Raw genomic sequence first — 11,571 nt, forward strand, 5'->3', positions numbered from 1 at the left:
GTGTTTCTGGAGCCGTCAGGCCGCCGTCGACTCCGAGGCGGGCGCCTTGATCTCCACCTCTATGCCGACTGACGCCGACAGCGCCTCGATCAGCTCGCGCACCATCGTGCGGGTGCCCTCGGGGTTGCGCTCCATCGCGGCCTGGAGGGTGTCCGCGTCCAGCTTCTTGGTCGCCCGGGTCAGCGCCTTGTACGGGTCCCGAGCCGCAGGGAGCTCCGTCTTGCCTTCGATGCTCGCCAGGTACGCGAGCACGGCCTCCTCGGTGGCCTTCTTCTTCCCGGCCGCCGCCGCCGGCAGGCTGCCCGCCGCGCCCTTCACCAGGTTCGCCGTGACGCCCATGCCCTTCACCTGGATCAGGGCGAGGTACAGCAGGGCGGCCGCGTCGACGCTGTGCTCTTCGGCCAGGGCGACCAGCTCCCACGCCTGCCCGAAGCCCAGCTTCTTGGAAAGAATTCTTTCCAGGTCGTTCGATTTCCCGCCGACCATTTCGAACAGCTTCTCTGCGATCTTCCAGGACCGGATCAGCTGGTTCGCGTACTGCCGGGTGATGTCCCACTGCTCCTGGCAGTAGTCCTCGAAGTTGTCGTGCGTCGCTCGGTACAGCCGACCGTCCCTGATGACCTGGAGAGCTTTACCCGCAGCCCAGTAGGCGACCCGCAGGTTCTCCAGCGCCGCCTCGCAGCGCACCAGCAGCTGCTGCTCCTGGGCGATGAGGACCGGTGTGTCCGCGAGCTGCTTCGTCGGCAGCTGGTCGATCGACCGCGCCAACGCCACCGCCGTGTCCGGCTTCCCCGGCCCCTGCGGTGCGCCGTTGATGTTGATCTGTCGTCCCATCAGAGCATCTGCTCCATCGTCAGGGCGACGCGCATGAAGTCCTCGCGGGCGTTCAGCGCGGTGCCGCTCATCTTGTACTCGGTGACGAGCGTGCCGTTCTCGTAGGCGTGCTCATGGATCGTGTACCTGCGGATCGGGTCGGAGACGCGCGGGTAGTTCCGCTGGTCGATCCAGACCTTCACCTTGTTCAGCTGCTTCTCTTCGCGGTCCTTGCCCGGGTCGTGCATGTTGATCACGACCAGGAAAGGGATCCCGCGGGGCTTGAGGACGCGCTCGATCGTGAACTCGCACTCGTCCCAGGTGATCTTGGACGGGGTGATCGGCACGATCGCCAGGTCTGCCATCTCCAGGACCTCACGCAGGGCGTCGGCCGTACGGCTGTCGCCTAGTGGGTCCGCGCCCCACTCCGCGTCCGGGTCGACGTCCAGGAAGCCCGGGGTGTCGATGATGACCCGGCGGCGGTCAGGGTCCTGCACTATGCCCGGAAGGATGCCGGTCTTGCTCTTGGTGACGACGTAGTCGAAGGGCAGCGCCGCCTCCCGTACGCCCGCGCACCACTTCTCCAGGGTCCCCTGGACGTCGATGCCAGCGGCGACGACGGGCGAGCCGGTGTCCTCGTCCGCGTTCGACAGGACCGCCGACCGGCCGGCGCACGCAGCCGTGTTGACCGCGATCGTGGACTTGCCCGCGCCGCCCTTCTGCTGAATGACGACGATCACCTTCGCCGCCCGACCAGTTCGGGCTGCTGTCTCGGTGGCGTGTTGCACGGCTGTGGATGTGGTCATCCGATGGCCTCTCAGTCGTCCGTTGATTTCACCGCCCAGTGCGGCTACTCGGACGCGCCACAGCTTGCCAGACACGAAAGATCCAGCGCAGCCGCCCCGCCCGCTCAACGGGATGAACGCACCACACGGGGGAGAGGTACCGGGGCCGGACGCTCGGAAGTGTCCCGGCCGGAGCACTTCCGAGGGGCGACGCAGAAGGCCGGCCTCCCCAATTCGGGAAGCCGGCCCTCGGACGCGATAGCACCGCCAGTCCGTCAGGAGGCGAGCGGCCGCTGTGTCAGTCCTGGAACTCCTTGCTCTTCACGCCGTAGAACGTGGGCTTCGCGGGGCGGACCTCGGACTGCGCCATGCTGTCGGCGAGCGGCGCGAAGGTCTCGCTGCGCCGGACGACGTCGAGGAACTTGCCCAGCGCCTCCTTGTCCTCCCACAGCGCGGACGCGGTGCTGATGATCAACGACTTCAGGTGCTCCGACTCGGTCACGGTCTCGCTCGCTGCCACGCTGGGTCCCCTCCTGGTCATCGGAACGATCAGCCAACCAACTGGCGACCCACGCCCGCAAGACGGCCTTCGGCCAGGGGCCGGTCCAGGATGCTGTGCGTCCCGATCCGGTGCCACACGACGTGGGGGAGCCCGGCGACCACCGCCCGGCCGTACGACCACGTCGCGCGCCCGTCCGGCGCCCAGGTGAGCTCGTAGACGCCCGGCGCGCGGCGCACCCCCTTGATCCGTAAGCCGGGGCGGAACTGGCGGCCGGTGCGCAGGTCGGGCACGAAGGCGTCCAGGACGACGCGGCGGAAGCGCCGGCGCTGGGCGGGGGTGAGGTGCTGGAGGTCGGCGGTGAAGCGGGGGCAGGTCTCGAAGGTGGGCACGGTGGTCTCCTCTGGGCAGCACGACGAAGCCCCCGGCGGTTGCCGGGGGCTGGGTAGGCGGTGCTTCCTTGGCGGTGCGTCGTCCTTGGCGCGTGGTGATGCTCAGCGGTGCTGGATGGTGTCGTTGGGGTCGTGATGTGCGTGCTGCCGGAGAGCGATGACATTCGCGTCCGGCCCGGCGCCGCTTCCCGCCCGGCGGGCACCCGAGAAGAAAGTTCGGCCGCTGCTCCCGCCTGGCGGGACGCCGGGCTGATCGGCCTTTTCTCGCAGGTCAGAGCCGTGTGGCGTGGCTTCATGACAGTCGATATCAGGATCGTCCGGGCCGGTCAGATGTACCGCTACTACCTGCGCGAGACCGTCGTCGGCGACGGTCGCCGCCCGGCCCGCACGCCGCTGCGCGCCGCCCAGGAGCAAGCCGGGGTCCCGGTCGGGCGATGGATGGGCCGGGGACTTGCCGTGCTCGGACTCGCGCCGGGTGAGGAGGTCACCGAGGCGCAGCTGCGGAACCTGTTCGGCGAGCGGGGCCGCCACCCGGACGCGGACCGGATCGAGGCCGACCGGCTCGCCAAGGGTGAGTCGGCGACGAAGGCGTTCAAGGCTGGCGCCCTCGGACGCCGGGTGACGGTCACGGGCGTGGACTTCGTGTTCCGGCCGCAGCCGACGATCTACCTGTTGTGGGCGTTCGGGGATGAGGAGACCCGTCTGGTGATCGAGGCCGCGCACGAGCGGGCGATCGAACGGGTGCTGGAGTGGATCGAGGACGAGGTCGCGGTGATCCGGTACGGCAAGGACGGGATCTACCGGGTGAGGCCGCCCGGTGGTCTGGTCGCCGCCCGCTTCCGCCACTACGAGGCGCGTTCCGGGCGGCCCTTGCTGCATGACCATCTGCTTTTGTCGGTGAAGGGGCAGCGCCTGGACGGGAAGTGGGGCTCGATCCACACCACGGCCCTGCACGAGAACACGGTCGCGGCCTCCGCGCTCTACAACGAGCTGGTGGCCGCTGAGGTCTGCGAGGAGCTGGGGCTGGCGACCGAGCCGCGGATCGTCACTCCGGGGCGCCGGCCGGTGATGGAGATTGCCGGGGTGCCGCACGAGCTGATCCGCTGGACCTCCCGGCGCAGTGACCAGATTGCCGCCTGCCTGGCCGAGCTGGAGCACGAGTACGTCACGGCCGTCGACGACGACGGCGAGCCGCGGTTCCTGCCCGTAGTCTCCGAGCGGGCCCGCGCCAAGATGAACCAGATCGCCGCCCGCAAGACCCGCCCGCCCAAGCGGAAGACCCAGCCGCTCGCGCAGCTGCGCGTCTGGTGGAAGGTGAGCGCCATCCTCACCTCCAAGGTCGCCGCCGACGTCATCACCAACCTCCTCGAGCACGCCCGCACCGCGGCCGCCGCGATCCGGGCCCGGGTGGCGGCCGTGGTCGACGTCGCCCTGGCGGCCGTCGACGTCACCGCGACGGTGTTCGTGATGAACGACGGCGGGCGCTTCCACCGTCGGCACCTGCTCGCCGAAGCCCGCCGCCACCTCGCCCTCGTCCTGCGCGGCCGCCGCCGCGACCCCAGCCTGGACGAGGAGATCGTGGCCGCCGCCATCTCCACCCACTGCCTGGACATCAGCGAGCCGACAACCACGATCGGCCTGCTGTCGGACTACCGCCTCTACACCGCCCGGTGGTCCCTGTCCGACCTCCCCGCCCGACGCCGCCCTCCGGTCCCCGCGGCCGACCCGGACCGGTACCCCCCGGCCGATCCCGGCGAGACAGCCTCGCTCCGGCCCTCGGGCCAGGACGCGGGGGAGTGGGAGATCCCTCGCATCCCGCTCCAGTACGAGCGCGCTGTCCTCGCTGGCGCCGTGGTCCGCGAGAAGCTGCGCACCACCGCCACCGCCACCGCCGTGCGGGGCCGGGCGTACGACGTCGTCGCCCACCAGCAGGCGGCGATGCCCGAGCAGCTGCTCGCGCCCGAGCCGGCCGACCCCGAGCCCGACGACCAGGAGCCGAAGGCTGGACGCGGGGGAGCGATCGACATGACGGCGCTGCGGGCCCTGCAGAAGTCCCGCACGGACGTGGAAGCCCTCGATCTCACCGCCGACCGACTGCGCCACCTCCAGGAGGTGGCCACCAAGATGGCCGACGACTCCCGCGTCCGCTCCGACCGCCACACCGCACAGGCCGACGCCGACGCGGTGCACCCGACGCGCCCGGTGCGCCCGGACGGCCAGCAGGCGCACCACCCGCAGGAGCCCGGACCGCACCGTGGCCGGGAGGCCGGCCACTGAGTGGACTCGGTGGTGCGCACCCGGTGCGGTGGTGCGCACCGCGTCCACTCCACCGAGTGGAGTCCACCGTCCGGGAGTGGATGCCACCGTGCTCGCCATCCACTCCACCGAGTGGAGCCCACCGAGTGGAGCCCACCGAGTGGAAGTGGACGCCATCGCGGGAGTGGGGCCGCGCATCCACCCGGTGCGTTTCTCCTTGACCTCGGCTCAGGTCAAGGAGAAACGCACCGCCTCCACCGTCTCCACCCGGGCCCACTCCACCGCACCGGCTCCACCCGGTGCGCACCACTCCCGCGCGCCGGCCGCACCGGTGCGCGCACCGCCCACCGCACCGGGGCGCACTGGATGGACATGGTGCGCGCACCGGATGGACGCGGTGCGCGCACCACCGCACCGGGGCGCACCGGGTGGGTGCGCTCCACTCGGTGCGGTGGTGCGGTGGTGCGGTCAGCGGTGCGCACCGGGTGCGGAGTGCACCGCGTGCGCCAGCGCCAGGTGCTCGCCGCGCATCGCCTCCAGGGTGGCGCGGGTGTCTCCGTGGTCGTCGGGGTCGGGGATGACGTTCTCGACGAAGCGGATGATGCTGCGGGCGATGCCGGGCACCGCCGTGGTGGCGGAGTCGCGCGCCCAGTCCCGCAGCGCGGACAGCAGCACGCACCCGACCTCGTCCAGCACGAAGGAGTCCGCGCACAGGTCGGCAGCCTCTCCGTCCACGGCCGTGACGGGCCAGATGATGTCCTCGGCCAGCCGCAGCAGGACGAACGCCAGCTCCGGGTCCGCTTCCGCCCGCCCGGCGACAGCGGCGCCGCCACCCATCTGCAGCGCCAGGAGGTAGTCGAAGCCCCGCTCCACCTGCTCGGGCGTCAGCGGCGTACGGGTCGGGATCAGGTACGGCATGAAGCGCTCCTCACGATGACCGCCGCGCGACTCACGGCGTCGTCTTCGTAGGGTCGGCGCGCGGCCCTGTGGACAGAGGCCAGAGAACTCTCCCCCCTGAGCCGAAACCGGCGAATCAGGTCTGCAAGGGCCAAACCGGGCCCCCTTGTCCAGGGTGGTCGGCCCGACCTCGAGTCCGACCACACCCCCTCGTCCACCTCTGCTACCGGCCCGACCACGGCCACGTTTCCCCTAGACAGCGTCCGCTACCGGTCTCGGTCAGACCGCGGACAAGGGGGGTCCGTGCACGCTGCTTTTTCGCCCCGACCGCCCCGGCCGGGGCAGCGAAGGAGAGCAGACGATGACGACCACCCACCCGGAGGCCGGGCAGCACCGCCGCTCGGGCCAATCACACCGGAAGGCCGGCGCCTGGCGGGCAAGCCCAAGGGGGATCCCTGGGTGCCCACTTCGAAGGCCCCTTTGGAACCCCCTTTGGTGCCCGGCACCCCAGGCCGGAGGAAAACCCCTTGTCAGGGCCGCAATCGGCGCGAAAACTGCGCCGTCACAACCCTCTTCTCTCCTCTACATGTCCGTAGTGGAGGAGATCATCGGGTTCCGGGGGGCCCGGACGTCCTCCCAGGCCGGGCGCGGCCAGCGGCAGCAGCCGCGGCGGCGGTTGGCCGGCGGCCGGTTGCGAGCAACGAGGGAGCAGAGCTGATGGCGGGGAAGCGGAAGAACAACCCGGCGGGGTCGACGAACATCTACCGCGGCGACGTGCTGCGCGTGCTTGGAGCGCTGAAGGTCGCGACGGCTGATCAGATCCAGCGGATCGGCGCACCGCACCTGACCTTCCGGCACGCCGACAAGGAGACCCCGTCGAAGCGGAAGCAGGCCCGCACGGCCTCGCACACGGCCGCGCTCTCCGACATGCGCAAGCACGGCCTGTCCGAGAACGGCGGCTCCACCGAGACAGGGGACGCCCTGCGGAACCTGACCCCCAAGGGCCTGGAGGCTGCCTCCTACGAGCTGCGGCGCCCGGTGACGGAGATGGGCTCCACCGCGCGCGGCGCGGGCTCCAGCGGCGCCTCCCACCCCATGGCCGTCAACGAGACCGTGATCGCGATGCTGCGCCCGAAGCCGAACATGGCCAGGCTCGCCGTCGACCCGCCGCACGTTCAGGCTGCCGCCCAGGCCGCCGTCGACGGACCGGACGGGATCGGCACGATCGCCTCGTTCTGGACCGAGGTCCCGCTCCCGGCGACCGGCACCTGGAACGCGCCGGGCAAGGGCGGCGCCCAGGCAGACATCGTGCTCACCGCCCCGCAGGACGGGGTGCCGCTGCTGTTCATCGAGGTCGACAACTGCCACGAGACCGCCGAGGAACTCGCCGACAAGCTGGAGAAGTACGCCCGCTTCTTCAAGCGGAAGGTGAAGGACACCGACGGCAAGGAGCGTCCGATGTGGCGTACGCGCTGGACGGTCCCCGAGGGCCGGTACGGCGATGCACCGCATCCGCCCGTGCTGCTGGTGTTCAACCGCATCGGCGAGCGCAACCCCAACCGCACCGTCCCGCGCCTGCAAGAGCTGACCCGGCACCTGTGGCAGGGGGAGCGGCAGCGTGGCGGCCACCATCTCTACGACCGGAAGATCCCGATCATCGCGGTCGGGCTGAACCAGCTGCGCCAGCACGGTCCGGCCGGCCCGGTGTTCGCCCGCTTCGGACGCAGCGGCCCGCAGACCCTCCTGGAGGCGATCGGCAACCCGCGCTTCGAGGCCGCCCAGGCCCGTGAGGAAGAGGAGGCCAAGGCCCGCGCGGCGGAGTACCAGGCACAGGTACGGCGCGCGGCGCAGGAACACGACGCGAAGAAAGCCGCCGAACGCGAGGCCCGCCGTCCCGTCTGCACCGGCTGCGGGGCGAAGTTCACCGACACCCGCTGGAAGGCCGTAGAGCCGAAGGACTGGGGAGCCACGAAGGACTCCCACCCGCACCTGTGCGACACCTGCAAGCAGATGGCCCGCGCCGGCGTCAGCCCAGCGGCTGACGCCCAGGAGCGCCAGGAGCCGGTACGCAACGAGGCAGCGCCGGACGACTTCTGGGAGGAACCCCAGCGCCCCGTCTGCACCTGGTGCGGTGCCGCGTTCACCGACGAACGGTGGAAGGCGACCAAACGCGTCGGCTGGACCGCTTCCCCGGCGAAGCATCCGTCTCTGTGCGGGGACTGCGATCAGCGGTTCGAGGCCGAGGACCGGGCCTGGGGCGTGAGCCCCCGGCAGGAAGAGCGCGACCAGGAGCAGGGCCAGGCCGTGCCCGAGCAGAAGACCACCGGCTGGCTCTCGCGCCTGCGTCGCTGAGCCGGGCAAGCCCAAGGCAGCCCTGGGCAAGCCCGCGCGGTCGGGTGATCCGACAACAGCGGGGCCGGACAGGATCCCCTGCCCGGCCCCGCTGAGAATTCCCGGCTGCTCAGGTGCCGCCCTTGGGGCTGCGGTTGGCGACCCAGTTCGGATCGCGTACGGGCACCGGCACCGGGGTGTCGGTGCCCGGGGCGCGCAGGATGCGCCAGCTGGTGCGCGGCGCGGTGACGGCGTGGGCCAGGGCGACGACGGCCTGCCGCCCGGCGCCGCCCCGGACCCACGTCCCGGTGAAGCGGACCTGATCGGCTGCCCAGTCGCTCAGCCGCTGCCACGGGCGCAGCCGCCCGAGCAGATAGCCGGCCGCGAGCGCGGCGGCCGCGGTGACGACGACGCCCACCATCAGGACCACCGCATCCCGATCGCGGACAGCAGCTCCATCCGCTCCGGCGTCAGCGTCGCCGCCCGGGAGCGCTGGTTCCCGATCCAGGCCCCCAGCTTGTGCTGCCGCTCCTCCTGGTCTTCGCCGACGATCCGCTCGACGTGCTTCCTCGGGACGTGGAGGTGCCCCTCGCGCTCGTAGAACTGCTTGGCGGCCTCGTAGTTCATCGCCCACTTGTCGGCCTGCGTACGGCGCGGCGGCGGCTTCTCGTCCTCGGTCGCGGGCTCGATCCCGAGGACCTGCTCGCACATCCACTGCTGCACGGTCGTGAGCTGGTCCCAGCCGAGCCGGACCGACTGCACCCACCGCCCGAGGTCCTCGCCCTGGCGCACGACGTCGCCCGCCTCGGTGGGCAGCGCCTCACCGGCGTCCAGGTGCATCCGGACCAGGTGGAAGCACCGCTGCCACGTCACCGGCCACGACGGGCACCAGGAGGCGTCGATCTCCTCGAGCTGCTCGCGCCGCTCGTCCGACAGCGCTCCGGCCGACGACTCCACCGGCAGGCCCTCGGCACGCCGCTGCTCGTTCTCCTGCGCTTTGCGGGCGGCGGCCCGCGCGTTCTTCAGGAAGATGCCCACCTTCGCGCCCTGGAAGGTTGCGTCCAGCGGGGCCAGAAGGTGCCCGTGTTCGGCCGCCCAGCCGCGCGCGGCGGCCAGGCCCTCCTCCCACGCGACGTCGTAGTGCGACCAGATCATGCCGAGCTTCTCCAGCTGCGCGACGCGGTCCTCGTCCATGTCGCCGCGGGCGTAGAACCTCCTGGCGTCGGCGGTCCACTGCCCGAGCGGGAACCCGGCGAGCGAGGCCGGCCACCCTTCGCCTTCCGCCTCCTGGTCGTCGGCGGCGGGCACGCGGAACGTGAACGGCACGCGGAGGTCGCCGTGCTCGCGGGCGTAGATGACGGCGGCCTCCACGCCGCGCCGCCAGTGCTCGTGTTCCGGGTTGAGGACGCGCAGGTTGATGAACGCGGCGAGGGCGGCCGGGTCGCGGGGCGTGGAGAACTTCAGCAGGGCCTTGGCGGGGGCGCTGACGCCTCCGGAGCCCTCGCCGCTCCCGTTCGTGCTCTTGCCGCTGTCGTCCTTGCTGACGGGCTTGTAGCGGCTCGGTGCCTGCTGCTCCGCGAGGGTCTCCACGATCCTGGCGTCGTGGGCCCGCAGCGCCTCCAGGAGCTTGGCGAGGCCGCCGAACGCCCGGGAGGTCAGCATGTTGTCCGCCGTCTCGCCCGGCCCGAGCAGGACCGGCACGACCAGGCTGGCCATCTTGCCCTCGCCGGGCTGCATCCGCAGCGCCCGGCCCACGGCCTGGACGAGGTCGGGCATGGAGCCGCGTACGTCGGCCCAGTAGACGGAGTCGCAGTTCTTGGTGTCGACGCCCTCGCCCAGGACCTTCACCGAGCACAGGAAGCACTTCTCCACCACGGTGCCGTCCGTGGCGATCCCGGCCGCGAACTCGCCCAGCAGCCGACGGCGGTGGAGCGGCTTGTGGTCGCCGCACAGCCAGTCCGCCCAGATCGTCTTGGGATAGAGCTCGGGGTCGGATGCGTGCAGCTGCGCGGCGACGTCGGGAAGGCCGGCCGCGAACGCTTCGGCCTCCTTCACCACGTGGTGGAACACGAGCGTGCGCCGGAAGCCCTCCTCCGCGGACGCCTTCACCAGGGCGGTCTGGAGCGCGGCGAGCCGGGCCCCGCGCACCTCTGCCGAGCGGCTTTCGGCGCCCAGGAGCTGCGCGGCCTGGAGCGCGGTGTCGGTGACGTCCACGCAGACGACCTGGTAGGGGGCACAAATTCCCCGGTCGATGGCCTCCGAGAGCGTCAGGGTGAAGCAGCGGCTGCCGAAGGGGCCGTCGGGGTCGTCTTCCATGCTCGCGACCAGCTCGCCGGGGGCGCCGGCCTCGTCCTCGTCCCCGAGCTGCCACAGCCGGGGCGTTGCCGTCATGTAGAGGCGGCGCAGGGACGGGATCTTCTGGTTGTCGTGGACGACCGCCCACGGCTTCCCGATCCGGCCCGAAACGCGGTGGGCCTCGTCCACGACGATCAGGTCCCAGGCCGCGAGGCCCCCGGCGTGCGCCCGCTCCAGCGTGCCCAGACCGAGGCTGGCGTACGTGGCGTACACGGTCACCTTGTCCAGGCCCCGCGTCCACTCCACCAGCTCGTCCACGTCCGTGGTGTTGGGGAAGGACACCTCCTCACCGCGCAGCGAGGACACCCCGATCATCGGCCCCCGGCGGCCTCCCTCGCGCCACGCGGCCTCGGTCTGGGCGAGCAGGTCCAGCGAGGGCACGAGCACCAGCACACGGCCCGCGTGGAGCTCCTCCGCGCTGCGGACCGCCACCCGGGTCTTCCCGGACCCGGTCGCCATGATCACCTGCGTTCGAAGCCCTCGCTCGGGCACAAGTGATCTTGCAGGCAATTCGAGGGCGCGAACGACCGCGTCAATGGCTTCTCGCTGGGCTGCCTCGCGCTGATCAGCGCGGTCGGTGCTCGACATATCGCCTGCCTTCTCCTGTGGTGCCGTCCGGTCGATTCGAGCGGCGGGAAACGGGAAACCTGCACGTAGATTGGCCACAAGGGCTACGGTGGGACTGACGCGATCGGCTGGTTGATCCGCCCCGCCGGAGCATCGGCAAGGCGGCCGGATGGATCTCGATAACCCTCCGGAGCGGTCCAGGGTGGTGTGCTCTGAGTCCAGAGTCTATCTCGCTCTCAGAAATGAAGCACAAGGAATGCCGAGATTCCCCCGAACGTGGCTGAAAGCTGTTAGTCTTGCCTTATCGCCAGCCAATCCAGGACCTTGACGCCCCCTCAATCCGGCCTCCCCCCGGGTGGCCGGCCCCGAGTCCCCGGTCACCCGCCCGACTACCTGTCACCTCCCCTTCCTCTTGCTGCTGCTCGGGCCGCAAGGCCCGTGGGTGGGCCGCGCGGAGCGTGGCACGCCTGGCCGGTGGGGGAGTGGGGCGCGCGCCCTGGGTGGCTGGAGCGCAGCGGAGGCCACGGGTCGGCCGGAGGCCGGCCCCAGCCCGCAACGCGGGCCGGATGCCCTGCGGTTGGGTGGCGGGCGCGGAGCGCGTGCCGCCCGGCGGTGAGCGGAGCGAGCCGCCTCCGCTCACGCGGAGCGGGAGCGGCCGGGGCGCGCAGCGCCCCGG

9 protein-coding genes are annotated in these 11,571 nt (G+C 71.4%); 2 read left to right on the forward strand and 7 right to left on the reverse strand.

Translation table 11 applies throughout. The features are described 5' to 3' along the window. Positions 1-15: 15 nt before the first annotated feature. The 4 genes from ACSMX9_RS30180 to ACSMX9_RS30195 all read right to left on the reverse strand — a co-directional run bounded on the left by ACSMX9_RS30180 (position 16) and on the right by ACSMX9_RS30195 (position 2,489). The gene (locus ACSMX9_RS30180) at positions 16-834 is read right to left on the reverse strand and encodes a hypothetical protein (RefSeq protein WP_432020285.1); all 819 of its coding nucleotides are present in this window, start codon (positions 832-834) and stop codon (positions 16-18) included. Continuing rightward, complete coding sequence (locus tag ACSMX9_RS30185) at positions 834-1,619, reverse strand: ParA family protein (RefSeq protein WP_364734086.1); 786 nt, start codon at positions 1,617-1,619, stop codon at positions 834-836. The genes ACSMX9_RS30180 and ACSMX9_RS30185 overlap by 1 nt, the downstream gene beginning before the upstream one ends. Positions 1,620-1,896: 277 nt before the next feature. Continuing rightward, positions 1,897-2,118 (reverse strand): hypothetical protein, encoded by a 222-nt coding sequence (locus tag ACSMX9_RS30190; protein ID WP_445403183.1) that lies wholly within the window; start codon positions 2,116-2,118, stop codon positions 1,897-1,899. Between the two features lie 29 nt (positions 2,119-2,147). After that, a complete protein-coding gene (locus ACSMX9_RS30195; protein ID WP_445403184.1) occupies positions 2,148-2,489 on the reverse strand; it encodes a hypothetical protein in 342 nt (113 codons plus the stop codon). Between the two features lie 294 nt (positions 2,490-2,783). Here ACSMX9_RS30195 and mobF point away from each other — a divergent pair, with 294 nt between their 5' ends. Continuing rightward, positions 2,784-4,766 (forward strand): MobF family relaxase, encoded by a 1,983-nt coding sequence (gene mobF, locus ACSMX9_RS30200; protein ID WP_445403185.1) that lies wholly within the window; start codon positions 2,784-2,786, stop codon positions 4,764-4,766. Positions 4,767-5,213: 447 nt separating this feature from the next. Here mobF and ACSMX9_RS30205 read toward each other — a convergent pair whose 3' ends face one another. Further along, positions 5,214-5,663 carry a hypothetical protein gene (locus tag ACSMX9_RS30205; RefSeq protein WP_445403186.1) on the reverse strand — a complete coding sequence of 150 codons (450 nt, stop codon included), beginning with the start codon at positions 5,661-5,663 and terminating at the stop codon, positions 5,214-5,216. 696 nt (positions 5,664-6,359) lie between these two features. On the opposite strand from ACSMX9_RS30205, the gene ACSMX9_RS30210 reads away from it, so the two are divergent. Next, on the forward strand, positions 6,360-7,994 hold the full coding sequence (locus tag ACSMX9_RS30210) for a replication-relaxation family protein (protein ID WP_445403187.1): 1,635 nt from the start codon (positions 6,360-6,362) through the stop codon (positions 7,992-7,994). Between the two features lie 109 nt (positions 7,995-8,103). Here the strand turns inward: ACSMX9_RS30210 and ACSMX9_RS30215 are convergent, their stop codons facing one another. Both ACSMX9_RS30215 and ACSMX9_RS30220 read right to left on the reverse strand, forming a co-directional pair. Next, on the reverse strand, positions 8,104-8,394 hold the full coding sequence (locus ACSMX9_RS30215) for a hypothetical protein (protein WP_445403188.1): 291 nt from the start codon (positions 8,392-8,394) through the stop codon (positions 8,104-8,106). Beyond that, the gene (locus ACSMX9_RS30220) at positions 8,394-10,916 is read right to left on the reverse strand and encodes a Helicase associated domain protein (RefSeq protein ID WP_445403189.1); all 2,523 of its coding nucleotides are present in this window, start codon (positions 10,914-10,916) and stop codon (positions 8,394-8,396) included. The genes ACSMX9_RS30215 and ACSMX9_RS30220 overlap by 1 nt, the downstream gene beginning before the upstream one ends. Between the last annotated feature and the right edge of the window lie 655 nt (positions 10,917-11,571).

This window comes from Streptomyces sp. LE64 (assembly GCF_052606915.1).

Coding starts and splice junctions, on each gene's coding strand:
- mobF (WP_445403185.1), top strand. CDS start 2,784: ATGACAGTCGATATCAGGATCGTCCGGGCCGGTCAGATGTACCGCTAC.
- ACSMX9_RS30210 (WP_445403187.1), top strand. CDS start 6,360: ATGGCGGGGAAGCGGAAGAACAACCCGGCGGGGTCGACGAACATCTAC.
- ACSMX9_RS30185 (WP_364734086.1), bottom strand. CDS start 1,619: ATGACCACATCCACAGCCGTGCAACACGCCACCGAGACAGCAGCCCGA.
- ACSMX9_RS30220 (WP_445403189.1), bottom strand. CDS start 10,916: ATGTCGAGCACCGACCGCGCTGATCAGCGCGAGGCAGCCCAGCGAGAA.
- ACSMX9_RS30215 (WP_445403188.1), bottom strand. CDS start 8,394: ATGGTGGGCGTCGTCGTCACCGCGGCCGCCGCGCTCGCGGCCGGCTAT.
- ACSMX9_RS30205 (WP_445403186.1), bottom strand. CDS start 5,663: ATGCCGTACCTGATCCCGACCCGTACGCCGCTGACGCCCGAGCAGGTG.
- ACSMX9_RS30180 (WP_432020285.1), bottom strand. CDS start 834: ATGGGACGACAGATCAACATCAACGGCGCACCGCAGGGGCCGGGGAAG.